The organism is Pseudomonas entomophila, from assembly GCF_029193575.1.
Classification (GTDB): Bacteria; Pseudomonadota; Gammaproteobacteria; order Pseudomonadales; family Pseudomonadaceae; genus Aquipseudomonas; species Aquipseudomonas entomophila_G.
Genome location: NZ_JARGCS010000031.1, coordinates 90,265 through 114,081 on the forward strand (window position 1 = coordinate 90,265; position 23,817 = coordinate 114,081).

Consider the following 23,817-nt stretch of genomic DNA (forward strand, 5'->3'; position numbering starts at 1 on the left):
GCGACCTCATCGCGGGGCAAGCCCACACAACCCAAACCTTCAGGGTTCGCGACACCCACCATTGCTGTACGGCCCGGCGAAGCGCTTCCACCCTTCCCCCGGCGACCACTGCGAGCACACAAGGCGCCCGTCGACCTGGCTTTCCCAGCGCCACCAGGGCGCCATGCCCGCCTGGGCCTGCAACAGGCACAACGCTGCGGCGCAGGCAACGATCCACTTCTTCATGATGCCCTCCCGGAAACGACAGACCCCTTCGCGAAGGGGCCCGTGTAGCGCAAGACCGACCAGCGACCATCAGGTCATCTGGATGATGGTCTGCATGATGGTGCTTTCGGTGGAGATGGTCTTGGCGTTGGCCTGGTAGTTGCTCTGCGCCTTGATCAGCTCGACCAGCTCCTGGGTCAGGTTGACGTTGGAGGCTTCCAGCGAGTTGGACTCCACCGAACCGAGTGTGCCGGTCTTCGGCGCGTCGATACCCGGGATGCCCGAAGCGAAGGTCTCGGTCCAGCGGGTGCCGCCGATCTGCTGCAGGCCCTGCTCGTTGGTGAAGCTTGCGATGGCCACCTGGCCGATGGCGCGCGACTGCTGGTTGCTGAAACTGGCGAACAGCACGCCGCTGGAGTCGATCGACAGGCTCGACAGGATACCGGTGGCGTAGCCGTCCTGGTTCTGCGACAGGCGCGCGGTCTCGGTGTTGTAGGAGGTGGTGCTGTTCATGCCCAGGCGCATGCCGGCAGCGTTGCCAGCGGCGCCGTTCGGCCCCCAGTTGCCCGCGGCGTTCTTCGACGCCGGGATCCAGCCCACCATGCTGAAGTTGTTGTTGGTGACGGTCCACGAAGCACCCGCCGGCACGCCCGTGGCGCTTGCGGTCATGGTATCGACCGAACCATCGCTGTTGAAGCTGATGGTGCCGGACAACGGAGTGGTGCTGGTCGGGTCGAACGGGTTGCGGCCGTCGACCAGGGTGTACATGGTCCACTCGTTGGTGCCGGTCTTGCGGTAGAACTGCTCCATGGTGTGCTCGTTGCCCTGACTGTCGTACACCTTGGTCGGGAACGACTTGGTGTAGGTGGTCTGGTCAGCCGGGTCGAAGGCCTTGTTCGGATCGTTCGGCACCGGCGGCACGGCAGGCAGCGGGATATCGGCAGCGGAGGAATTCAGGTTGATGCCCTGGTCGATCAGCGTGGTGGCCTTGGGCGCCAGCGCCGAGGTATCGATCTTCAGGTCGGTCAGCACGCCGCGCTGGATCTTACCACTGGAGTCGGCGGCATAACCTTGCAGGCGCAGGCCATCCGAGGTGACCACGTGGTTTTCCTTGTCGGTCTGGAAGGCACCGGCACGGGTGTAGCTCAGCGCGCCATTGTCGGACAGCACGAAGAAGCCCTGACCCTGGATGCCCATGTCCAGTACGTTGCCGGTGTTGTTCACGTCACCCTGGCCGAACTGCTGCGACACGGCGGCCAGGCGCACGCCATTGCCGATCTGGTTCTTGCCCACGCCCAGGCGGTTGGCGCCGGCGTAGACGTCGGCGAACTCGGCACGCGAGGACTTGAAGCCAGTGGTGTTGACGTTGGCGATGTTGTTGCCGGTGACGTCCAGTTGCTTGTTGGCTGCGTACAGACCGCTAAGGCCGATATTGAAAGACATGCGTTCGCTCCTTCTGCCGAATTAGCCGGCCTTAGATTCCGATGGTTTGTACTTTGGAGATGCCGATCTTGCCGATACCGGCCAGGTTGAGCATCATCTCGCCGCCGTTGCCACCGACGGTGACGCTGGTGACGGTGGCGGGCAGCAAGGTGTACATCTCGACCGACTTGCCATCGACCGTGGTGGTGGCGGTGAAGGTGTAGTTGCCCGGAGGGGCCACTTCGCCCTTGTCGTCCTTGCCATCCCAGATGAAGTCGGAGGTACCCTTCTGCTGCTCGCCCAGCTCGATGGTCTTGACCACCTTGCCGTCCTTGTCCTTGATCGTGACCTTGGCGTCGCTGATGCTCTGCGGCACCACGATCTGGCCGGTGAAGCTCTTGGAGGTGTCGACCACCGCCTTGTCGTTCTGCACGATCACCGAGCGGCCGACCAGCGCCGACGCCTGCAGGGCCTGGGACGAGCCCAGGGCGCCGGCGATGTTGTTGACCGTGTCGTTCAGGGTGGTGATGCCTTCCAGGCTGCTGAACTGCGCCAGCTGCGCCACGAACTCGCCGTTGTCCTGCGGGTCGAGCGGGTTCTGGTGCTGCATCTGGGTGACCAGCAACTGCAGGAATGCATCCTTGCCCAGGGCATTCTTGTCGGTGTTCTGGGCCTTGGGCTTGTTGGTGCCATCGCTGACACCGGAACTCTTGAGGACGTCGTTGAGGCTGCTGTTGTCGATTGCCATGATCTGTCTTCCTTATCACTGACCCAGGGTCAGCACCTTCTGCATCATGGTCTTGGCGGTGTTCATCAGCTCGGCGTTGGTCTGGAACGCGCGGCTGGCGGAGATCATGTCGGCCATCTCCTCGACCACGTTGACGTTCGGGTAGTACACGTAGCCGTCCTTGTTCGCCGCCGGGTGGTTCGGCTCGTAGCGCGCCTCGAGGTTGCTCTGGTCCTCGATGATGCCCTTGACCTGCACGCCCTGCCCGGCCTGGCCCTGGTCTTCGAACAGCGACTGGCCGGCGCCGTTCTGCGCCTGCTCGAAGGTGGTGGCGAACACCGGGTGGCGGGCGCGGTAGGTCTGGTCGATGCTCGAGGAAACGGTCTCGGCGTTGGCGATGTTCGAGGCGACGGTGTTGAGGCGGGTGTTCTGCGCGCTCATGCCGCTACCGGCGATGTTGAAGACACTGGCAAGGGACATGGTCACTCTCCACGCAGGGCCGAAACCAGCCCTTTGAATTTACTGTTGAGCAAGGTGAAGCTGGCCTGGAAGCCGATGGCGTTCTCGGCGTAGTTCGATTGCTCGATCTGCGCGTCGACGGTGTTCTGGTCGATCGACGGCTGCATTGGCGTGCGGTACTTGAGGCTCTCGTCGCCCATGGCCAGGCCTTCGGCCTCGATGTGGTGGCCGTTGGTGCGGGTCAGCGAGATACGCCCGCTGTTCTGCTTCTCGGCCTCGGCGGCGAGCACCGAGGAGAAGTCCATGTCACGCGCCTTGTAGTTGGGCGTGTCGGCGTTGGCGATGTTGTTGGCCAGCACCTCGGCGCGCTGGGCGCGAAAGCCCAGTGCCTTTTCATGGATGCCGAGTGCCTTGTCGAAGCTGATGCTCATGTCGGGGAACCTTCAAAGGTTGGCCACAGTTGCGTTGAGCGAGCTATAGCAAGGCTTGTGCCAAACGAAGGGAAGCCAGTGATTATGGGGCTTTAGCTACTTTGGCGCGGCACTCGATGCCAGAAAAGCGGCAAAGTGCTTCCGCCTGAACGCAGGCGAGCGGCAATTCTTCAGCGGCAAAAGCGGCAATCCAAAAAATTGACGTCAAGCGGCGAATGTCAATTTGCCATGCCCTCGGGTAGCATGCGCCCCTGCGCAGAGGCGTGGCCTCAGCCACCACCGATGGTCCGAACGCGCCAGGCCAACGCATGGATGCGCACCTCTAGAATCACAAAGGAATGAGCTTCGTGGCACCTGTGACCCTTCGTCGAACCTTGCTGTCTCTCGCCCTCTCCAGCGGCACCCTCGCCGCCCACGCCCAGACCGTGACGCTGACCGACGCCGGCTTCGCCAGCCAGCGGCAGGCCTTCACCGGCGACCTCGAATTCACCGGCAGCTATCGCGGCAGCCAGGCCCTTCAGGCGATCTACCTGCAGGGTGCCAACGTGCCCGGCAAGCTGACACTCGCCAGCCACATCGACAACACGGGCGACCTGGCCACCGGCGCGACGCTGGGCGAATGGTTCCAGCCGCCGCAATGGTCGCCCACCCAGGTGCAGGGCGACCTGGTCAACCAGGGCAGTATCACCGTCAGCGGCCGCGGCGCCGTGGCGCTGCGCCTGGACCCTGTGAAGGTCACCGGCAACCTGATCAACAGCGGCCTGCTGTCCGCCAGCGGAGAACCGCTGGACGATGGCAACGGCCACCACGTGGCCCGCGCCTTGCACTTCGACGGTGACAGCGAGGTCGCCGGCGACCTGATCAACACCGCCAGCGGCCGCATCCTCGCCAGCGGCAGCGAAGCGCGCGGCATCACCCTCGCCGGCCAGAGCCTCGGCGGCCGCCTGGTCAACCAGGGCCTGGTGCAGGCACAAGGCGTGGGCGCCATCGCCGTCGAAGCGCCGGTCACGCCAGGCGCCAACCCTTATCACGTGGAACTGGCGGGCATCGACAACCAAGGCCGCATCATCGCCCTCGGCGACAACGCCAAAGGCATCGTCCTCGATGGCGCCACCCTGGTCGGCAGCCTCGGCCAGCACCTGGTCAACAGCGGCACCATCGAAGGCCAGGGCACGGCGATCATGATTGGCCAGGTCGGCTTCGACGGACCGGGCCTGCAGCCCTGGTACAAAGCGCATGGCGACCTGAACCTGTTCAACAGCGGCGCCATCCTCTCTGAACACACGGCCATCGACGCCTCCCAGGCCAACCGCCCGGTGGAGCTGATTCTGCGCAAGGGCAGCCAGATCGTCGGCGACCTGATCGGCATCGCCAACATCGAGGTCGAAGGCGACACGTCCTTCACCAGCCATGCGGGCAAGGACGCGACCATCCGCCTGAGGCCCGATGGCTTTGTGGAGGTCGGCAGCCTGACCGACAACCTGGCCACCACCCTGACCCTCGGTGCGCCCCACACCCTGATCGACGGCAGCCTGTATGTCGCCGGCAACTCGGGCCTGGCGCTCTCGCTGGGCAACGACACCAACCCCGCCAGGCCGGTACTCAAGGTCAGTGGCGCTGCCGAGTTCGGCAAGGGCGCACAGTTGCAGTTGGCGGCCCGCGGCGACGACTTCCGCGCCGGCGGCAACCGCTACACCCTGGTCGAGGCGGGCTCGTTGAAACTGCTCGATGCCGATGGCGAGCACATCGACCCCAACGGCACCCTGCGCGTCACCAGCAGCTCAGCGCTGCTCAAGGTCGACAGCAGCGTGATCGAGGGCAACCGCGTGGTGGCGGTGGTGACCACCCAGGATTCGCAAGGCATCGACCGGATCATCGACCCGCAGGGTGGCTCGACCGGCCAGAAACGCGCACTGGGCGCACTGCTCGCCGACGGCGTACTGGGCAAGCTGGCCGACAGCGACCCACTGCTGCAAGCCGCGACCCATGGCGATAGCGCGCAGATCGCGCGCCTGGCCGAACAACTGACACCGAACGTCAACGGCGGCGCGACCCAGGCCGCGACGCAAAGCCAGAGCCTGGTCAACAACGTCACCACTGGCCGCACCAGCGCCTTGCGCGGCGCCTCCTCTGGCGATGGCTTCAGCCAGGCCGGAGTGTGGGTGCAGTCGCTGTACAGCGACGCCACCCAAGGCCGTCGCGACGGCATCGCCGGCTACAACGCCTACAGCCACGGCATCGCCGTCGGCGCCGACGCCAAGCTCGACGAACAGACCACCCTGGGCCTGGCCTACAGCTTCATCGACACCGACGTGAACGGCAAAAGCGGCAACAAGACCTCGGTCCAAAGCCATGCCTTCACCCTGTATGGCGGTTATGAGCTGGGCAACTACTTCGTCGACGCCAGCCTCACCTATGGCCTCAACGACAACCAAGGCAAGCGCGAAATCGCCGGCAGCCGGGCCAAGGCCGACTACGACAGCGACCTGCTGGGGCTGAACCTGGTCGGCGGCTACACCTGGCGCATCAGCCCGGGCCTGCTGCTGGAGCCGCGTCTGGCAGCGCGCTACAGCCGGGTTGACATCGACGGTTATCGCGAGAAGGACGCCTCTGCCGCGCTCAAGGTCGACGACCAACGCTACGAGGCCATCGAACTGGGCGCCGGCGTGCGTGTGGCAGGCAGCCATGCCCTGGGCGCCGGCACCCTGGAGCCACAGGCCAAGCTGATGGCCTACCACGACTTCGCCGCCGACCAGGCGCAGAGCACCTCGACCTTCCTGCTCGGCAGCACGCCGTTCGTGACCCAGGGCGCCACTGCGGCGCGCAACAGCTATGAGGCTGGCGTCGGCGCCGACTACAAGCTCGGCGCGGTGACCCTTGGGGTGAATTACGACTACATCGGCAAGTCAGGCTTCGATGCCGACGTGTTCAGCGCCAAGGTTCGCTACGACTTCTGAGCCCAGGGCCCCGCGATAGGGCCGATACAGACGAACGAAAAAGGCCGGTGTCTCACGACACCGGCCTTTTCATCCCGCCTCACTTGGCCTGGTAGATGATCCCCGGGCTGCACTGGACCATCTGGTAGTGGTCCGGCAACCCGTTGAGCGCCTCCGACGCACCGAGGAACAGGTAGCCCCCCGGCTTGAGCGTGCCATGGATACGCATGAGGATGTCCTTCTTCACCTGCGCCGAGAAATAGATCAGCACGTTGCGGCAGAACACGATGTCGAACTTGCCCAAGCTCGCATAGCTGTCGAGCAGGTTGAACGAACGAAACTCCACCCGGCTGCGGATCGGCGCCTTGATCGCCCAGCGTCCCGGCCCCTTGGGGTCGAAGTAGCGCTGCAGGCGCTCCTGGGAAAGCCCACGGGCGATCGCCAGGCTGTCGTACTCGCCGGTCTTGCAGTTGGTCAGCATCGCGCCGGACAGGTCGGTGGCGACGATCTGCGCCCCCATCTTCAGCTGGCCCAGGTTGCTGCGCTCGAACTCGTCGATGGCCATGGAGATGGAATACGGCTCCTGCCCCGACGAACAGGCCGCCGACCAGATACGCAGGCGCTGGCCCGGGTTGCCCTTGATGAACTCCGGAATGACCTTGTTCTTCAACACTTCGAAGGGGTAGGTGTCGCGAAACCACAGGGTCTCGTTGGTGGTCATGGCGTCGACCACCTGCTCGCGCAGGCCGCCGCGCGGCTGGGTCTGGATGCGTTGCACCAGCTCGCCAAGGCTCTTGATGCCCTGCTGCTCCATCAGCTTGTTGAGACGGCTGGACACCAGGTACTGCTTATTCTCGCCCAGCAAGATGCCACAGGCTTTCTCCAGGAAGACCCGGAACTGTTCGAAATCCAAATTACCCGTAGACACTGCTGCCGCCTCTTTTCAATCGCTTGCGCCGGGGGCTGGCCCCCGGCAATTTCAATGCGTCGCCTTGATCCGGTCGACCACCCGCTGGGCCAGGTCGTCCGGCCTGAACTTGGCCAGGAAGTCATCGGCGCCCACCTTCTTGACCATCGCCTGGTTGAATACCCCGGACAGCGAAGTATGCAGGACGATGTGCAGCTTTTGCATGCGCGGATCGCTGCGGATCTCCGCGGTCAGCGTATAGCCGTCCATCTCTGGCATCTCGATGTCCGAGATCATCATCAGGAACTCTTCGTCCGGGCGCTTGCCCTCGTCCACCAGCTTGCGCAGGTAGTCCAGGGCCTGGCGGCCGTCGTTGAGCGCCACCACCTCGACGCCGACGGTCTGCAGGCATCGACTGACCTGCTTGCGCGCCACCGACGAATCGTCGACGGTCAGCACCCGCAGCATCACCGCCTTGTCCTGCACCTCGGCATCCACCACCCCGGCCGAGACCTGCTCGGACGACGGCGCCACCTCGGCCAGCACCTTCTCCACGTCGACGATCTCGACCATACGGTTGTCGACGCGGGTGACTGCGGTGAGGTAGTGATCGCGCCCGGTGCCCTTGGGTGGCGGGTGGATCTCTTCCCAGTTCATGTTGACGATGCGCTCCACCGAGTGCACCAGGAAGCCCTGGGTCTTGGTGTTGTACTCGGTGATGATCACGAAACTGTTACGGGTTTCCTCGCGCAGGCCCGGCAGGCCGGTGGCCATCGACAGGTCGAGGATCGGGATGGTCGCCCCGCGAATGTTGGCCACACCGCGCACCACTGGGTGGGACTTGGGCAACAGCGTCAGCTCCGGGCACTGCAGCACCTCCCGGACCTTGAACACGTTGATGCCATAGAGCTGCTCGCCATTGAGGCGGAACAACAGCAGTTCCAGGCGATTCTGCCCCACCAGTTGCGTGCGCTGGTTGACCGAATCCATAACACCAGCCATGCCAGCCTCCTTCTATTTTTCAGCCCGAATGCCAACAAGTCGGCACGGGCTTTGCTTTTTTGAGCGTTATGTACACGAAAACGACATTTTTCCGACGACTGACGCGCCTGCTGGCCATCCCCATGGCCGCTTTGTGCTTATTGACACCCGGCGCTCGTACACTGGCAGATGCGGCTACCTTGCCTGAACAGCTTATCGGTGTCACCCAAGGCTTTCTTGAATTCACCGTCGAAGACTACCTGGCCACCACCCAGACCGCCGGGCGCTACGAGATCCAGGTCAACACCCTTGACCCGCGCCTGCGCATGCCGTTGTGCAGCCAGCCACTGGACGCCTCGCTGGAGAGCCCGGCGCAACCGCTGGGCCGGGTCACCGTGCGGGTGCGCTGCGACAGCGCGGCGCCGTGGACGGTGTTCGTCCCGGCGCAGGTCAAACTGTTTCGCGAGGTCGTGGTGATGACCCGCCCACTCAAGCGCGAAAGCGTGATCGGCGAGGGCGACGTGGCCTTGCGCGAACGTGACGTCGGCACCCTCGGGCAAGGCTTTTTGACCGAGCTGGAGCAGGCCGTGGGCATGAAGCTGGTGCGCCCCACCACCCTCGACCAGGTCGTGACCTTGCAGCACATGGAGCAGGCCGAGGTGGTGCGCAAGGGCGATCACGTGGTGATCACCGCGCGCAGCGGCGCCTTGAGCGTGCGCATGCCGGGCGAAGCGCTGAGCAAGGGCGGGCTGTCTGAACAGATCCGCGTGCGCAACCTCAACTCCAAGCGCGTGGTCAAGGCCCGAGTGGTCGGGCCCGGGCAGGTGGAGGTGGCCATGTAGGTCAGTGTGACCGGGGGCTGGCGGTGAGGAACCGCTTTTCCTAAACTGTGTCGAAATCGGGTCCAGCGAGCTTGCTGACAGGCGGCAGTGCATTTGAGCCTAAAGTTTATTTCGGGTTGGCCGAAAACAAGGCAAGCGTCCTATTACCCAGAGGTTTCGATCATGGTCATCGACTTCAGTCGTTTGAATAACTCTCCGTCCGCCACGGGCGGCGTGCGCGGCAACAGCGCTTCCGGCAATGCCGAGAAGGCCGAACAAGCCAGCGAGGCCCCCAAGCAGGCCAGCGCCAGCGGAGAGGCAGTACACCTCAGTCAAGAGGCCCAGCAGTTGCAGAAGATCAGCGACAAGCTGCGCGACCAGCCGGAAGTCAACAGCGCCCGTGTGGCCCAGTTGAAACAGGCGATCGCCGATGGCAGCTATCAGGTCGATGCCGGCCGGGTCGCCAGCAAACTGCTTGATTTCGAAGCCCAGCGCTAACCCCAGGGCGCGCTGAGTTCCAGGACGCTACAAGCCAAGAGCCAGCCATGCACGACACCACCCTGCTGCAACTGATCGAAGACGACATCGCGCCCACCCAGGAGCTGCTCGACCTGCTCCAGCAGGAAACGGTCGCCCTGCATGGCCGCGACATGCCGCTGCTGGAGACACTCCTGGCACGCAAGCAGTCACTGGTCGTATTGCTCGAACAGCAGGGCATCCGCCGCAACCACCTGCTCAACAGCCTCGGTCTTTCCGCCGACCGCGCGGGTGTGCAGGCCGTCGCCGCGCAATCGCCCAACGGCGAGATCATCCTGCAGCAACTCGATGCGCTCACCCAACTGATGGACGCCTGCCAGAGGACCAACGAGACCAACGGCCGGATCATCCAGGTTCAGCAGCACGCCACGGCCAACCAGATCCGTATCCTCATGGGCGGCGATTCGCCGTCGCTCTATGACAGCCGTGGCGCCACCGCGCCCATGGACAAACCCCGGGCCATCAGCCAGGTGTGATTATTCCTATTCAAGGCACGGAACATACTGGCAAAATGCCGTTACTTGCGTGTGTCGTTTTTGCCTGGAGATTGAAAACCCGTGTTCAATGAATCCGATGCTCCCCAGCCCCCCAAGGTGCTGACCACGCCTCTGGAGATCTCGGCCAACCTGCGCCAGCTGCTGGATAGCCACGATCCGCTGATCATCACCTTCCATGAGCGCAGCCAGCGGTTCCAGAGTTACGTGGTGCACGCCGACAAGGACAAAGACGTTCTGGCGCTGGACGAGATGATTCCCCGAGATGGCGAGAAATTCATCGAGAGCGGTGAGCCCTTCCGTGTCGAAGGCTTCCACGATGGCGTGCGCATCGCCTGGGAATGCAACACCCCGCTGACCATCACCGAGATCGACGGCCACCGCTGCTACCGCGGCCCGATGCCCAGCGAGATGACCTACCACCAGCGCCGCAACGCCTTCCGCGCCGCGCTGAAGCTGTCGCAATTGGTCGACACCACCCTCGATGGCACCCACCTCAAGGGCGGCGGCGCGTTGCGTGGCAAACTGCTGGACATTTCCGCCACCGGCTGCAAGCTGCGCTTCGAAGGCAACGTCGAGGAGCGCCTGCAACTGGGCCAGGTGTACGAGCGCTTCAAGACGGGTAACCCGCTGGGGCTGTTGGATGTGATGGTCGAGCTGCGCCACCTGCACTTCGAGGAGCGCATCAACACCACCTTCGCCGGGGTGCGCTTCCACAACCTCAACGGCCAGAGCCAGCGCAAGATCGAGAGTTTCGTGTACCAGCTGCAACGTGAAGCGCGGCGGTTCGACAAGGACGATTATTGATCGCCTGCCAGAAATGAGAAACGCCACCGTCGGGTGGCGTTTTTGTTTGCGGTAGCGGGCCCGCGACAGGGCCGGCACAGCCTCAAATCGACTTGTCCACCTCGGCCTGCGGTTCCTTGGCAACCGCGCCCTTGTCTTCCTCCGCCTCGGTATCCTCCGCCGCCACTGGCGCCTGCATCACATCCTGCACGGTCTGCTCGTCGACCCGAGGGTCCAGTGCCGCCGACAACGGCGACCCCGCCGCCGGCATCGCCACGTGGTGCAACGGCGCATCCTGCACCTGGTGCAGCCCGGTGACCGCCTTCGGCCGAATGCGCCACACCAGCACCAGGGCGAAGAAGGTGAAGAAGGCATAGAGCATCTGCGCCCCGAGCACCTTCATCAACACCCCCGCCACCAACGGCCCGATGCTCGCCCCCACGCCATAGGTGACCAACAGCATCGCCGTCAGCGACACGCGCCGCTCGCTTTCCACATGGTCGTTGGAAAACGCCACGGCCAGCGGGTACAGGCAGAACTGCAACAGCGAAATGATGAAGCCCACGGCGAACAGCAACTCCAGCGGCACGCTCGGCAGCAGCGCCAACGGCAACGACGCCAGCGCCAGGCCACCCGCCGACCCGCGGATCAGCACGGCACGGTCGTAGCGGTCCGACAGCCAGCCCAGCGGCCACTGCACCAACAACCCGGCAAAGATGCAGCAGCCCATGAACAGACCCACCTGCTCGGTGGTGAGCCCCTGCCGCGCCGCGTACAGCGGCGCCAGGCCATAGAACGAGCCGACGATCAGCCCCGCCCCGAGCACCGTGCTCAGCGACTGCGGCACGCGCTTGATGAAGAACTTCGGCTCCATCGGCGCCGGGCGCAGCGGCGCCGGGTGGATGCGCCGGGTCATGGCCACCGGCACCAGGCACAGGGCGAAGCACATGGCGACCAGCATCAGCAGCTCAGGGCCCAGTTGCGGGTGCGCCACCAGGATCAACTGGCCGAGCACCAACCCCAGGTACGAGGCGATCATGTAGCCACTGAACACCGCGCCGCGCTGCTTGGCATCGGCCTGTTCGTTGAGCCAGCTCTCGATGACCATGTACTGGCACATCATGCCGAGGCCGACGATCATCCGCAGCCCGACCCATGCCGGCACGAAGCTGGTCAGGCCATGGCCGAGCACCGCCGCGCCGACGATGCCCGCGCACGTGGCGTAGGCGCGGATATGCCCGACCCGGGCGATCAGCCGGTGGCCGACCTTGCCGCCCACCGCCAGGCCGAAATAGTTGGCCGCCATCAGCGCACCGACCCACAGGCTGTCGACGTGGTCGGCGGCCAGGCGCAGGGCCAGGTAGGTACTCAGGAGACCGGAGCCGATCAACATCATCAGCGCGGCGAAATACAACGAGCGAAAAGACTTCCAGATCTGGTGCATGCGTCCCCGCGGGTTTCCAGGGCTAGTGAACGGTGCTAGCAAGCATAAGGGGAATTTCCAGAGCGCGGTGGCGGGACGGCAAAAAAATCCCGCCCATGGCGCGCTCGGAAAACGCCTGTCGTGATCAGGCCTGCGCGGCCAGCACACGTCGCTCCCAAGGGGTGATCTCGTCGAAGAAATCCGTCAGTTCCATCGTTTTGGTCGCGACGTAGCCTTCGATGAACTCGTTGCCGAACAGTTCCCGCGCAAGGCTGCTGCGCTTGAGCCGCTCCAGCGCCGCATGCAGGGTGCACGGCAGGCTCAGGTGCTCAGGCACGCTGAACTCGCCCTGGATCGCCGGCGTCGGTTGCAGGCGGCGCTCGATGCCGTGCAACCCGGCGGCAAGGCTCGCGGCGATGGCCAGGTACGGGTTGGCGTCGGCGCCCGGCAGGCGGTTCTCCACCCGCCGAGCCACCGGTGAGCTGGCCGGGATGCGCAGGCCCGCGGCGCGGTTGTCGTGCGACCAGCAGGCGTTGTTCGGTGAGGCATAGGGGTGGCACAAGCGCTGGTAGGAGTTGACGTTGGGCGCGAACAACGCGGTGAAGTCGGCCATGCACGCCTGCTGGCCGCCAATGAAGTGATGGAAGGTGTCGGTGGCCTGGCCCTGCTCGTCGCTGAACACGTTACGACCATTGTCGACCTGCACCAGGCTCTGGTGGATGTGCATCGAGCTGCCAGGGGTGCGCGCCAGCGGCTTGGCCATGCACACCACGATCAGGCCGTGCTTGAGCGCGACTTCCTTGAGCAGGTGCTTGAACAGGAAGGTCTGGTCGGCCAGCAGCAGCGGGTCGCCATGCAGCAGGTTGATCTCGAACTGGCTGACGCCCATCTCATGCATGAAGGTGTCACGCGGCAGGCCGACGGCGGCCATGCACTGGTACACCTCGCTGAAGAACGGACGCAGACCGTTGTTGGAGCTGACACTGAACGCCGAATGGCCGAGTTCGCGGCGCCCGTCCTTGCCCACGGGCGGCAGGAACGGCTGGCCCGGGTCGGGGTTGGCGGCGAAGACGAAGAACTCCAGTTCAGTGGCCACCACCGGCGCCAGGCCCAAGGCGGCGTAACGGGCGATCACCGCCTTGAGCTGGCCACGGGTCGAGAGGCCCGACGGCGTGCCGTCCAGTTCGAGCGCATCGCAAATGGCCAAGGCTCGCGGGGTTTCGCTCCAGGGCAGGACATGGGTTTGCGCAGGGTCGGCGACCAGTGCCAGGTCGCCGTCATCACTGCCATAGAACTTCGCCGGCGGGTAGCCGCCCATGATGCATTGCAGCAGCACGCCCCGCGCCATCTGCAGGCGGCGCCCTTCCAGGAAGCCCTCGGCGGTCATCACCTTGCCGCGCGGAACACCGTTGAGGTCGGGGGTGACACATTCGATTTCGTCGATGCCCGTCAGGCGCTCGATGCTCATGACACTGGTCCTTGTTGTTGTCGGCAGGCCGCGAACGGCGACAGGAACAACATAGGCCGGGGGTGTTTAAAATATCAAGCACCCTGAGCGGGCTTGCCCCGCGATAGGGCCGGCATAGCCAACTACTCCCGCAACGTCATGCCATTGGCCGGCAACGGCAACGCGGTCTTGTAGCGCACCTGCTTGAGGGCGAAGCTCGAACGGATGTTGGCCACCCCCGGCAGGCGCGTCAGGTAATCGAGAAACCGCTCCAGCGCCTGGATGCTCGGCAACAACACGCGCAGCAGGTAATCCGGGTCGCCGGTCATCAGGTAGCACTCCATCACCTCGGGCCGTTCGGCGATCTCCTCCTCAAACCGATGCAGCGACTGCTCCACCTGCTTCTCCAGGCTCACGTGGATGAACACGTTGACATCCAGACCCAGCACCTGCGGCGACAACAGCGTCACCTGCTGGCGGATCACCCCCAGTTCCTCCATCGCCTTGACCCGGTTGAAACACGGCGTCGGCGACAGGTTCACCGAGCGCGCCAGCTCCGCATTGGTGATGCGGGCGTTTTCCTGAAGGCTGTTGAGAATGCCGATATCCGTGCGATCGAGTTTGCGCATAAGACAAATTCACCGGTTTTTTGTGGTTATGCGGAATGTTTATCTTCACCGTAGGGCAAAGGCAACCAACTTGAGAGAAAAATTCTCCCGCCGCCCCTCTACTATTTAGAGGACGCTGACCTGCCAGTCACAAGCCGGTATTCAGCAGCGACCGCTTCAGAGCTCACAAAAACAACACCCGAGCGAGCGTAAAAAGCATGAACGAGTACGCCCCCCTGCGTTTGCATGTGCCCGAGCCTACAGGCCGGCCAGGCTGCCAGACCGATTTCTCCTACCTGCGTCTGAACGATGCCGGTCAAGTCCGTAAACCCCCTATCGATGTGGAGCCCGCCGACACCGCGGACCTCTCCTACAGCCTGGTGCGCGTGCTGGACGCTCACGGCAACGCCGTCGGCCCCTGGGCCGAGGGCATCGACCCGCAGGTGCTGCGCCAAGGCATGCGCGCCATGCTCAAGACGCGCATTTTCGACAGCCGCATGGTGGTCGCCCAGCGCCAGAAGAAGATGTCCTTCTACATGCAGAGCCTGGGCGAGGAAGCCATCGGCAGCGGTCAGGCGCTGGCGCTGAACCGCACCGACATGTGCTTCCCCACCTACCGCCAGCAAAGCATCCTCATGGCCCGCGAGGTGTCGCTGGTGGAGATGATCTGCCAGTTGCTGTCCAACACCCGCGACCCGCTCAAAGGCCGCCAGCTACCGATCATGTATTCGGTGCGCGAGGCCGGCTTCTTCACCATCAGCGGCAACCTGGCCACCCAGTTCGTGCAGGCGGTCGGCTGGGCCATGGCCTCGGCGATCAAGGGTGACACCAAGATCGCCTCGGCGTGGATCGGCGACGGCGCCACCGCCGAGTCCGACTTCCACACCGCCCTGACCTTCGCCCACGTCTACCGCGCCCCAGTGATCCTCAACGTGGTCAACAACCAGTGGGCGATCTCCACCTTCCAGGCCATCGCCGGCGGCGAGTCGACCACCTTCGCCGGTCGTGGCGTGGGTTGCGGCATCGCCTCCCTGCGGGTCGACGGCAACGACTTCATCGCCGTCTACGCCGCCTCGCGCTGGGCCGCCGAACGTGCCCGTCGCGGCTTGGGGCCGACGTTGATCGAATGGGTCACCTACCGCGCTGGCCCGCACTCCACCTCCGACGACCCGTCCAAGTACCGCCCCGCCGACGACTGGAGCCATTTCCCGCTGGGCGACCCGATCGCCCGTCTGAAGCAGCACCTGATCAAGGCCGGCCACTGGTCCGAGGACGAGCACCAGGCGGTCACCGCCGAACTCGAAGCCGAGGTGCTCAAGGCGCAGAAGGAGGCCGAGCAGTTCGGCACCCTGAGCGACGGCCACATCCCGAGCGCCGCCTCGATGTTCGAGGACGTGTACAAGGAAATGCCCGACCACCTGCGACGTCAGCGCCAGGAACTGGGGGTGTGAAATGAACGACCACAACAACAGCATCAAGCCGGAAACCGCCATGTCCACCACCACCATGACCATGATCCAGGCCCTGCGCTCGGCGATGGATGTGATGCTCGAACGCGATGACGACGTGGTGATCTACGGCCAGGACGTCGGTTACTTCGGCGGCGTGTTCCGCTGCACCGAGGGCCTGCAGAACAAGTACGGCAAGTCGCGGGTGTTCGATGCGCCGATCTCCGAGAGCGGCATCGTCGGCACCGCCGTGGGCATGGGTGCCTACGGCTTGCGCCCGGTGGTGGAAATCCAGTTCGCCGACTACTTCTACCCGGCCTCCGACCAGATCGTCTCGGAGATGGCCCGCCTGCGCTACCGCTCGGCCGGCGAGTTCATCTCGCCACTGACCCTGCGCATGCCCTGCGGCGGCGGCATCTACGGCGGCCAGACCCACAGCCAGAGCCCGGAGGCGATGTTCACCCAGGTCTGCGGCCTGCGCACGGTGATGCCGTCCAACCCGTATGACGCCAAGGGCCTGCTGATCGCCTCGATCGAATGCGACGACCCGGTGATCTTCCTCGAGCCCAAGCGCCTGTACAACGGCCCGTTCGACGGCCACCACGACCGCCCGGTGACACCGTGGTCCAAGCACCCGCACAGCGCCGTGCCGGACGGCTACTACACGGTGCCGCTGGACAAGGCGGCGATCACCCGCCCCGGCAACGACGTCACCGTGCTGACCTACGGCACCACGGTCTACGTGGCGCAGGTGGCCGCCGAGGAAACCGGCGTCGACGCCGAGGTCATCGACCTGCGCAGCCTCTGGCCGCTGGACCTGGAAACCATCGTCGCCTCGGTGAAGAAGACCGGGCGCTGCGTGGTGGTCCACGAGGCCACCCGTACCTGTGGCTTCGGCGCCGAGCTGGTGTCGCTGGTGCAGGAGCATTGCTTCCATCACCTCGAGGCGCCGATCGAGCGCGTCACTGGCTGGGACACCCCCTACCCCCACGCACAGGAATGGGCCTACTTCCCCGGCCCTTCACGGGTAGGCGCGGCATTGAAACGGGTCATGGAGGTCTGAATGGGCACGCACGTCATCAAGATGCCGGACATCGGCGAAGGCATCGCGCAGGTCGAGTTGGTGGAATGGTTCGTCAAGGTCGGCGATGTGATCGCCGAGGACCAGGTAGTGGCCGATGTCATGACCGACAAGGCCACGGTGGAGATTCCCTCGCCGGTGAGCGGCAAGGTGCTGGCCCTGGGCGGGCAGCCCGGTGAGGTCATGGCGGTCGGCAGCGAGCTGATCCGCATCGAAGTCGAAGGCAGCGGCAACCATGTCGACACACCGCAACCCAAGCCCGCCGAGGCGCCGGCCGCTCCGATCGCGGCAGCGCCCGCGCCACGCATCGAAGCGCAGCCCGAGGCCACGCAACCCGTGACCCGCCGCGAGGCCGTTCCCATCGTGCCGCGTGAGGCCCACGACAAGCCGCTGGCCTCCCCCGCCGTGCGCAAGCGCGCCCTGGACGCCGGTATCGAGCTGCGCTATGTGCACGGCAGTGGCCCGGCCGGGCGCATCTTGCACGAAGACCTCGACGCCTTCATCAGCAAGCCGCAAACCCACGCTGGGCAGGCGCCGGGCGGCTACGCCAAGCGCACCGACAGCGAACAGGTTCAGGTGATCGGCCTGCGCCGCAAGATCGCCCAGCGCATGCAAGACGCCAAGCGCCGGGTCGCGCACTTCAGCTACGTCGAGGAAATCGACGTGACCAACTTGGAAGCCCTGCGCCAACAGCTCAATGCCAAGCATGGCGAAAGCCGCGGCAAGCTGACCCTGCTGCCGTTCCTGGTGCGCGCACTGGTGGTGGCGCTGCGTGACTTCCCGCAGATCAACGCCACCTACGATGACGAGGCCCAGGTCATCACCCGCCATGGCGCGGTGCACGTGGGCATCGCCACCCAGGGCGACAACGGCCTGTTGGTGCCGGTGCTGCGCCACGCCGAGGCCGGCAGCCTGTGGGCCAACGCCAGCGAGATCGCGCGTCTGGCCCATGCCGCGCGCAACAACAAGGCCAGCCGCGAGGAACTGAGTGGCTCGACCATCACCCTGACCAGCCTCGGCGCGTTGGGCGGCATCGTCAGCACGCCAGTGGTCAACACCCCGGAAGTGGCGATCGTCGGCGTCAACCGCATGGTCGAGCGGCCGATGGTGATCGACGGCCAGATCGTCGTGCGCAAGATGATGAACCTGTCCAGCTCGTTCGACCACCGCGTGGTCGACGGCATGGATGCCGCCCTGTTCATCCAGGCCGTGCGTGGCCTGCTGGAACAGCCCGCCTGCCTGTTCGTGGAGTGAGCATGCAACAGATCGTCAATACCACCCTGCTGATCATCGGTGGCGGCCCCGGCGGCTACGTGGCCGCGATCCGCGCCGGGCAACTGGGCATTCCCACCGTGCTGGTCGAAGGCCAGGCGCTTGGCGGCACCTGCCTGAACATCGGCTGCATCCCGTCCAAAGCCTTGATCCACGTGGCAGAGCAGTTCCACCAGGCCAGCCGGCATACCGGCGACTCGCCGCTGGGCATCAGCGTCGACGCGCCGCGCCTGGATATCGGCCGCAGCGTCGAATGGAAGGACGGCATCGTCGACCGCCTGACCACAGGCGTCGCCGCGCTGCTGAAGAAGCACGGGGTGAAGGTCGTCCATGGCTGGGCGCAGATCCTCGACGGCAAGAACGTCGAGGTCGACGGCCAGCGCATCCAGTGCGAGCACCTGCTGCTGGCCACCGGCTCCAGCAGCGTCGAGCTGCCGATGCTGCCGCTGGGCGGGCCGGTGATCTCCTCCACCGAGGCCTTGGCGCCCAAGGCGCTGCCCAAGCACCTGGTGGTGGTTGGCGGCGGCTACATCGGCCTGGAGCTGGGCATCGCCTACCGCAAGCTCGGCGCCCAGGTCAGCGTGGTGGAGGCGCGCGAGCGCATCCTGCCGACCTACGATGCCGAGCTCACCGCGCCCGTGGCCGAGTCGCTGAAGAAACTCGGCATCACCGTGCACCTGGGGCACAGCGTCGAAGGCTACGACAGCGGCAACCTACTGGCCCGCGACGGCCAGGGCGGGCAACTGAAACTGGCCGCCGACCAGGTGCTGGTGGCCGTGGGCCGTCGCCCGCGTACCCAGGGCTTCGGCCTGGAAAGCCTGGCGCTGAAGATGAACGGCAACGCCATTGCCATCGACGAACGCTGCCAGACCAGCATGCGCAACGTCTGGGCGATCGGCGACGTGGCCGGTGAGCCGATGCTGGCGCACCGCGCCATGGCCCAGGGCGAGATGGTCGCGGAAATCATCGCCGGCAAGGCGCGGCGCTTCGAGCCTGCGGCCATCGCCGCGGTGTGCTTCACCGACCCGGAGGTGGTGGTGGTCGGCAAGACCCCGGAGCAAGCCAGCACGCAGGGGCTGGATTGCCTGGTCGCGCAGTTCCCCTTCGCGGCCAATGGGCGCGCCATGAGCCTGGAGTCCAAGAGCGGGTTCGTGCGCGTGGTGGCGCGGCGTGACAATCACCTGATCGTCGGCTGGCAGGCAGTGGGGGCGGCGGTGTCGGAACTGTCCACGGCATTTGCGCAATCGTTGGAGATGGGCGCGCGACTGGAAGATGTCGCGGGCACCATCCATGCCCACCCGACCCTGGGCGAGGCGGTGCAGGAGGCGGCGCTGCGGGCGCTGGGGCATGCCCTGCACATCTAGACACTGAAGCGGACATTTGACCCGCTGCGATACCAGGCGCCGCGGGTCTTTTTTGTCTGGGCGGACCTCGCGACAGGGCCGACAATGCCTCCCCCACTCACTCGGAGATCGCATTCTTCCCCGCCGCCTTGGCCCGATACAGCGCCTGGTCAGCCCGTGCCAATACCCCCACCGGGTCATCTCCTTCCTGCCATTGCACCACGCCATAACTCATGGTCAAGCGGCACTGCCCGATCGGCGCGAACGCCGCCATGCTCCGGCGAATCGCCTGCGCCACCTGCAACGCCTCGGCAAGCCCGGTGGCCGGCAACACCACGGCGAATTCGTCACCGCCCCAACGCGCCGGCAGGTCCTGCGGACGCAGGCAGGCGCGAATGCGCTCGGCCACCTCGATCAACGCCGTATCACCACGCGCATGACCATGGCAGTCGTTGATCGGCTTGAAATCGTCCAGGTCCATCGCCAGCAACGCGAACGGCTGACGGTAGCGCCTGGCGCGCTCGCATTCCTGCTGCAGGGTCTTCTCCAGGCGATAACGGTTGGCCATGCGCGTCAACGCGTCGCGCTCGGCCAGGTCGCGGTTTTCATCCAACTGGCGCTGCAATTGCTCGTTGACCCACGACAGCTGGCGGGTCCGCTCGGCCACCTGGGCCTCCAGCGACAGGTTCTTCTGCTGCAACTCGGCCACCAGGCGCTTGCCCGCGTCGATGTTGCGGTGAGCGCCGAGCATGCGCGCCACCGAACCATCTTCGTTGTGCGCGATGATGTGGCCACTGTCCTCGATCCACAGGTAACTGCCGTCCTGGCACCGGCAACGGTACTCGATGCGGTAGCGCTCGTTACGCCGGTTGATGTAGGCCTCGAAGTGCGCCATCACCCGCGGGTAGTCCTCCGGGTGAATGACGCTTTCCCAGGTCAACACGGTATTGGCCATCGAATGCGCCTGGTAGCCGAGCATCGCGTACCAGCCCGGGTTGCGGTAGACGTAGCCGCTGTTGGCATCCCAGTCCCAGATGCCATCGCTGACCAGCTCGAACAGGGTATGCATCTGCTGGTCGCTGAAACCGGCCGGTGTCGGCCTGGATGTGTCGTTCATGAACGCTCCCCCTGTCGCGTTTGCCGCTAGCGGCAAACGCGTTCCCCTCACAGGCAAACATGCCCATCGAACTATCACCCAGAATAGCCGCAACCCCCTGACTTGCCTGCTGACACGACGCTGGCACGGGTTTTGCGCCACAGCCTTCGCTTTACTACACCAAGGAGACGAGAGTCATGATCAGTATCAATGGACTGGGCTGGCAGAACCCCGTGCAGCAGCCGAGCCGCAGCGGCAACGAGCAGCCGCTGGCCGAGGCCCTGCAGTTCCGCACGCCGATGGCGACCAGCAAAACCGCCACCGAGCAAAACAGCCAGGGCAATACTTCCCAGCAAAACGCCGAGGACGCCCGCCAGGAGGCCTTCGCGAAGCTCAAGGTGCTGCTGCAGAACCCCGACGTCGCCGCGCGCCAACAGGCCAGCGCAAGCACGCCCAAGCTGCCCGCCACCAGCGCCACCGAAGCGTTCCGTGACTACATGGACAAAACCCCGGAGGAGAAGATCAAGGCCAAGTTCCTCGCGGAAATGGGCCTGACCGAGGACGAGTACAACGCCTTGCCGCCAGAGCAAAAGGAAAAGATCGACAACCAGATTGCCCAGCGCATGAAGGACGAGATCGAGCTCAAGACCCAGGCCAAGGTGCAGCAAGCCGAAGCCGCCAGCCAGGCCAACCAACTGGGCAGCCTCACTGATCCCGCCCAAGCCCGCAAGCAGAACGAAGACAAGCAGCAAGCCGTCGAGGTTTGACCTGCCCGACCTGGGGTGGCCGGCGCAACGCCGGGCGCCTCAGGGTTCTTCGATCGGCAGGGTGAAACCGGCCTTGACCCGATCCATCACCCCCATCGTCTTGAAGCTCTTGATGTCGCTGTTCTCGTAGAAGAAACGGCGCGTGAAATGCTCGTAGTCCTCCATGTTCCTGCACGTCACCACCAGCATGAAATCGGCATCGCCGGTGATGTAGAAGCCGCTCATCACCTCGGGCGTGTTGCGGATCGCCTGCTTGAACTTGGCCCTGACCTGCAGCAGGTCGGGGCGCTGCAACTGGCTCAAGGCGTGCTTGGCAACGTTTTTCATGACTCCGCACTTTGGCGGTGTTGTGCTGTTGCCAATAGAGTAGGGAGACGCAGGGATACGTCGTTCGCTTCGAGGGGTACGCAGCGATGCTGCAATTTTCTTGAGCGTGACACGGGTTTTCAGTGTGAGCGGGTCAACACAGGATTGTCGGCGCGTGCGCAGGCAATCGTCCGAATGGGCGTGTGGGGATTTGCAGGGGCATGAAGCGAGGATGTGTCCCCTGCTGGAATCGAACCAGCATCTAGCCCTTAGGAGGGGCTTGTTCTATCCGTTGAACTAAGGGGACGTCACGGCGCGCATTCTACGCAGATTCAGTGGCTTGGAGAAGCGAACCCTGGCGTTGCACGGTCAGGCGGCGTGCATGTTAACCAGCAAGTGGCCATTTGTCATGCGCGGGTTGGGGTTTTGCGTGTAATCCTTTTCGGGACGTGGGGACGGGGCGATCGCATCGCGGGGCCAGCCCGCTCCCACAGGCAGGGCGCCTACCTGTCCTAGCCGGCCAATTGCCCAATCACCCGCTCTTCGCGCAACAACCCCAACAACGCCGCAACGGCCTCGTCCAGCGACCGCGAGTTGTCCAGCACCTGCACCGCCGGGTCGTCGTCCGCCGCCAGCCGCGCATTACGCGCCAGCCGTTGCTCGACTTCTTCGACTGTCTCCCGACCCCTGGCCAACAGGCGCTGGCGCAATACCTGGGGCGCGACACTAAGGCGGATCGCCAGCAGGTCAGGAAAACACCGACGCGCCTCGGCCAGGTGCCCCCGCGAGCCATTGACCAGCACCGAGCTGCCCTGCGCCAGCCATTGCTTCACCTGTGCGGGAATGCCGTAGGCCAGCCCATTGGCTTGCCAATGCAAGGCAAACGCCCCCTCACGGCACAACGCTTCGAAGCGCTCAGGGCTCACCCCTACGGCGTCTTCGCCGCGCGCCTCAGCCGAGCGAGTAATGACCCGGCGGGCAATCCGCACGCCCTGCTCAACCAATTGCACGCGCGCGGCATCGATCAGGGAATCTTTTCCCGATCCAGACGGTCCAACCAGAAATATCAGGCGGCCCGGCGTGTGCGGGATGTTGCTTGCGTCATGTTGCATAGCCACTATGCTCAATATTAGGGAAGCCCGCGCATTCTAGGCTTTTTCCCTGGCCTTTGTCGGCTTTTACCAGATTTTGACGACAAAGCGCTGACGGTGCGGCGAAACGGGAACGCGTAAAACTTTTCAAACCAGTGCTCATTTCTGATAATTGGTACTGGCAAAAAGCCTTTACCCGGATCACTATTTGTCACAGATTTGACGCCAAGGAAACGGCAACCATGAGGCAAGATGAGCATCCAAAATCACATCACGGTTGAACATTTTGTCGTCGCCACGGTCGTACCACCACCGTGCGGCCAATTTGAGAACCGCTTCCCCTGAACCAGAACAACCGGTCAATTTATATGCGCCCAATGAAACAGGCTATCTATTCGAGCCGCACCGCTGACAAGTTTGTCGTCCGCCTGCCAGACGGGATGCGTGAGCGCATTGCCGAGGTAGCGCGCAACCATCACCGCAGCATGAACTCCGAGATCATCGCCCGCCTGGAACAGAGCCTTATCCAGGAAGGTGCGCTGGGCGACGAGTTGAGCATGCGCCTGGACAGCCCGGAGCTCTCGCTCCACGAACGCGAGCTGCTGCAGCGTTTCCGACAGCTCACCCACCGCCAGCAGAACGCGCTGGTTGCCCTCATCGCTCACGATGTGGAAATGGCCGCCGACGCTTCCTGATGTTTCCAACGCCCATGAAAAAAGCCAGCGCAAGCTGGCTTTTTTCGTTTTCGATGTCCCGTCCTGAATAAGGTTTACACCTCCCATCCCGAATTTCCGGAGAGTCAGATGGAGCAAGGTGTAAAGCGCACACAGCGAGATTACTCACTGTCTTTTAAATTGGCCGTTGTTGATCAGATCGAAAAAGGCGAACTGACCTACAAGCAGGCCCAGGTGCGGTATGGCATCCAGGGTCGGTCGACGGTTCTGGTATGGTTGCGTAAGCACGGTCGGCAGGATTGGAGCCAAGGGGCATCGATCCGAGCCGAGAGGAGCTGCGCGATGTCTGACCCCAAACCGCTCACTCCAGAGCAGCGGATCAAAGAGCTTGAGCAGCAGCTTGAGCTGATGAGCCAGAAGGCCCAGTTCTTCGAGACGGTCGTTGATGTTCTGAAAAATGACTATGGTGTTTCGGTCGTAAAAAAGCGATCCGGCAAGTCCTCTCGCAAGGCCAAGTCGCAGGACTGAGCATTGCCAGGGCTTGTCAGTTTCTAGG

Annotated in this window: 24 protein-coding genes, 1 tRNA gene and 1 pseudogene; 12 read left to right on the top strand and 14 right to left on the bottom strand. The window is 64.3% G+C overall.

The features are described 5' to 3' along the window. Nucleotides 1–39 precede the first annotated feature (39 nt). The 5 genes from P0Y43_RS14545 to flgB all read right to left on the bottom strand — a co-directional run bounded on the left by P0Y43_RS14545 (nucleotide 40) and on the right by flgB (nucleotide 3,243). Nucleotides 40–225: a hypothetical protein gene (locus tag P0Y43_RS14545; protein ID WP_275637952.1), complete on the bottom strand. Its 186-nt coding sequence runs from the start codon at nucleotides 223–225 to the stop codon at nucleotides 40–42. A gap of 69 nt (nucleotides 226–294) precedes the next feature. Further along, entirely contained in the window at nucleotides 295–1,647 is a 1,353-nt protein-coding gene (flgE, locus tag P0Y43_RS14550; RefSeq protein WP_275637953.1) for a flagellar hook protein FlgE, read from the bottom strand. A gap of 31 nt (nucleotides 1,648–1,678) precedes the next feature. After that, a complete protein-coding gene (gene flgD, locus P0Y43_RS14555; protein WP_275637954.1) occupies nucleotides 1,679–2,374 on the bottom strand; it encodes a flagellar hook assembly protein FlgD in 696 nt (231 codons plus the stop codon). Nucleotides 2,375–2,389: 15 nt separating this feature from the next. Next, nucleotides 2,390–2,833, bottom strand: a complete 444-nt coding sequence (flgC, locus tag P0Y43_RS14560) for a flagellar basal body rod protein FlgC (protein ID WP_275637955.1) — start codon at nucleotides 2,831–2,833, stop codon at nucleotides 2,390–2,392. A 2-nt stretch (nucleotides 2,834–2,835) separates the two neighbouring features. Continuing rightward, nucleotides 2,836–3,243, bottom strand: coding sequence for a flagellar basal body rod protein FlgB (gene flgB / locus P0Y43_RS14565; RefSeq protein WP_275637956.1), 408 nt, complete (start codon nucleotides 3,241–3,243; stop codon nucleotides 2,836–2,838). A gap of 347 nt (nucleotides 3,244–3,590) precedes the next feature. Here flgB and P0Y43_RS14570 point away from each other — a divergent pair, with 347 nt between their 5' ends. After that, on the top strand, nucleotides 3,591–6,200 hold the full coding sequence (locus P0Y43_RS14570) for an autotransporter outer membrane beta-barrel domain-containing protein (RefSeq protein ID WP_275637957.1): 2,610 nt from the start codon (nucleotides 3,591–3,593) through the stop codon (nucleotides 6,198–6,200). Nucleotides 6,201–6,279: 79 nt separating this feature from the next. Here P0Y43_RS14570 and cheR read toward each other — a convergent pair whose 3' ends face one another. Both cheR and P0Y43_RS14580 read right to left on the bottom strand, forming a co-directional pair. Next, entirely contained in the window at nucleotides 6,280–7,107 is an 828-nt protein-coding gene (gene cheR / locus P0Y43_RS14575; protein ID WP_275637958.1) for a protein-glutamate O-methyltransferase CheR, read from the bottom strand. Nucleotides 7,108–7,158: 51 nt separating this feature from the next. After that, nucleotides 7,159–8,088, bottom strand: a complete 930-nt coding sequence (locus P0Y43_RS14580; RefSeq protein ID WP_275637959.1) for a chemotaxis protein CheV — start codon at nucleotides 8,086–8,088, stop codon at nucleotides 7,159–7,161. Nucleotides 8,089–8,156: 68 nt separating this feature from the next. On the opposite strand from P0Y43_RS14580, the gene flgA reads away from it, so the two are divergent. The 4 genes from flgA to P0Y43_RS14600 all read left to right on the top strand — a co-directional run bounded on the left by flgA (nucleotide 8,157) and on the right by P0Y43_RS14600 (nucleotide 10,726). Next, on the top strand, nucleotides 8,157–8,909 hold the full coding sequence (flgA, locus tag P0Y43_RS14585; protein WP_275637960.1) for a flagellar basal body P-ring formation chaperone FlgA: 753 nt from the start codon (nucleotides 8,157–8,159) through the stop codon (nucleotides 8,907–8,909). A 162-nt stretch (nucleotides 8,910–9,071) separates the two neighbouring features. Next, a complete protein-coding gene (gene flgM / locus P0Y43_RS14590; protein ID WP_275637961.1) occupies nucleotides 9,072–9,386 on the top strand; it encodes a flagellar biosynthesis anti-sigma factor FlgM in 315 nt (104 codons plus the stop codon). 47 nt (nucleotides 9,387–9,433) lie between these two features. After that, nucleotides 9,434–9,901 carry a flagella synthesis protein FlgN gene (locus P0Y43_RS14595; protein ID WP_275637962.1) on the top strand — a complete coding sequence of 156 codons (468 nt, stop codon included), beginning with the start codon at nucleotides 9,434–9,436 and terminating at the stop codon, nucleotides 9,899–9,901. A gap of 81 nt (nucleotides 9,902–9,982) precedes the next feature. Continuing rightward, on the top strand, nucleotides 9,983–10,726 hold the full coding sequence (locus P0Y43_RS14600) for a flagellar brake protein (protein ID WP_275637963.1): 744 nt from the start codon (nucleotides 9,983–9,985) through the stop codon (nucleotides 10,724–10,726). Nucleotides 10,727–10,808: 82 nt separating this feature from the next. On the opposite strand, the gene P0Y43_RS14605 is transcribed toward P0Y43_RS14600, so the two are convergent. The 3 genes from P0Y43_RS14605 to bkdR all read right to left on the bottom strand — a co-directional run bounded on the left by P0Y43_RS14605 (nucleotide 10,809) and on the right by bkdR (nucleotide 14,204). Further along, the gene (locus P0Y43_RS14605; RefSeq protein ID WP_275637964.1) at nucleotides 10,809–12,149 is read right to left on the bottom strand and encodes an MFS transporter; all 1,341 of its coding nucleotides are present in this window, start codon (nucleotides 12,147–12,149) and stop codon (nucleotides 10,809–10,811) included. A 124-nt stretch (nucleotides 12,150–12,273) separates the two neighbouring features. Continuing rightward, nucleotides 12,274–13,515, bottom strand: coding sequence for a glutamine synthetase family protein (locus tag P0Y43_RS14610; protein WP_275637975.1), 1,242 nt, complete (start codon nucleotides 13,513–13,515; stop codon nucleotides 12,274–12,276). 203 nt (nucleotides 13,516–13,718) lie between these two features. After that, nucleotides 13,719–14,204 (bottom strand): Bkd operon transcriptional regulator BkdR, encoded by a 486-nt coding sequence (bkdR, locus tag P0Y43_RS14615; protein WP_275637965.1) that lies wholly within the window; start codon nucleotides 14,202–14,204, stop codon nucleotides 13,719–13,721. A 197-nt stretch (nucleotides 14,205–14,401) separates the two neighbouring features. On the opposite strand from bkdR, the gene P0Y43_RS14620 reads away from it, so the two are divergent. The 4 genes from P0Y43_RS14620 to lpdA are packed head-to-tail and all read left to right on the top strand — an operon-like array spanning nucleotide 14,402 to nucleotide 19,348. Then, the gene (locus P0Y43_RS14620) at nucleotides 14,402–15,634 is read left to right on the top strand and encodes a 3-methyl-2-oxobutanoate dehydrogenase (2-methylpropanoyl-transferring) subunit alpha (RefSeq protein ID WP_275637966.1); all 1,233 of its coding nucleotides are present in this window, start codon (nucleotides 14,402–14,404) and stop codon (nucleotides 15,632–15,634) included. Between the two features lies 1 nt (nucleotide 15,635). After that, nucleotides 15,636–16,694 (top strand): alpha-ketoacid dehydrogenase subunit beta, encoded by a 1,059-nt coding sequence (locus P0Y43_RS14625; protein ID WP_275637967.1) that lies wholly within the window; start codon nucleotides 15,636–15,638, stop codon nucleotides 16,692–16,694. Next, entirely contained in the window at nucleotides 16,695–17,966 is a 1,272-nt protein-coding gene (locus P0Y43_RS14630; protein WP_275637968.1) for a dihydrolipoamide acetyltransferase family protein, read from the top strand. A 2-nt stretch (nucleotides 17,967–17,968) separates the two neighbouring features. Next, complete coding sequence (lpdA, locus tag P0Y43_RS14635; RefSeq protein WP_275637969.1) at nucleotides 17,969–19,348, top strand: dihydrolipoyl dehydrogenase; 1,380 nt, start codon at nucleotides 17,969–17,971, stop codon at nucleotides 19,346–19,348. Nucleotides 19,349–19,445: 97 nt separating this feature from the next. On the opposite strand, the gene P0Y43_RS14640 is transcribed toward lpdA, so the two are convergent. Then, nucleotides 19,446–20,444 carry a sensor domain-containing diguanylate cyclase gene (locus tag P0Y43_RS14640; RefSeq protein ID WP_275637970.1) on the bottom strand — a complete coding sequence of 333 codons (999 nt, stop codon included), beginning with the start codon at nucleotides 20,442–20,444 and terminating at the stop codon, nucleotides 19,446–19,448. 176 nt (nucleotides 20,445–20,620) lie between these two features. Between P0Y43_RS14640 and P0Y43_RS14645 the strand changes: the two genes are divergently transcribed. Further along, nucleotides 20,621–21,190 carry a hypothetical protein gene (locus P0Y43_RS14645; RefSeq protein WP_275637971.1) on the top strand — a complete coding sequence of 190 codons (570 nt, stop codon included), beginning with the start codon at nucleotides 20,621–20,623 and terminating at the stop codon, nucleotides 21,188–21,190. A 39-nt stretch (nucleotides 21,191–21,229) separates the two neighbouring features. On the opposite strand, the gene P0Y43_RS14650 is transcribed toward P0Y43_RS14645, so the two are convergent. The 3 genes from P0Y43_RS14650 to phnN all read right to left on the bottom strand — a co-directional run bounded on the left by P0Y43_RS14650 (nucleotide 21,230) and on the right by phnN (nucleotide 22,608). Next, nucleotides 21,230–21,517 (bottom strand): Lrp/AsnC ligand binding domain-containing protein, encoded by a 288-nt coding sequence (locus P0Y43_RS14650; RefSeq protein WP_275637972.1) that lies wholly within the window; start codon nucleotides 21,515–21,517, stop codon nucleotides 21,230–21,232. A gap of 214 nt (nucleotides 21,518–21,731) precedes the next feature. Further along, nucleotides 21,732–21,803: transfer RNA gene (locus tag P0Y43_RS14655), tRNA-Arg, on the bottom strand. A 205-nt stretch (nucleotides 21,804–22,008) separates the two neighbouring features. Then, complete coding sequence (phnN, locus tag P0Y43_RS14660) at nucleotides 22,009–22,608, bottom strand: phosphonate metabolism protein/1,5-bisphosphokinase (PRPP-forming) PhnN (protein WP_275637973.1); 600 nt, start codon at nucleotides 22,606–22,608, stop codon at nucleotides 22,009–22,011. Nucleotides 22,609–22,955: 347 nt separating this feature from the next. Here phnN and P0Y43_RS14665 point away from each other — a divergent pair, with 347 nt between their 5' ends. Then, on the top strand, nucleotides 22,956–23,282 hold the full coding sequence (locus P0Y43_RS14665; RefSeq protein WP_029613963.1) for an Arc family DNA-binding protein: 327 nt from the start codon (nucleotides 22,956–22,958) through the stop codon (nucleotides 23,280–23,282). A 108-nt stretch (nucleotides 23,283–23,390) separates the two neighbouring features. Continuing rightward, nucleotides 23,391–23,817, top strand: a pseudogene (locus P0Y43_RS14670) (IS3 family transposase); the annotation flags it as partial.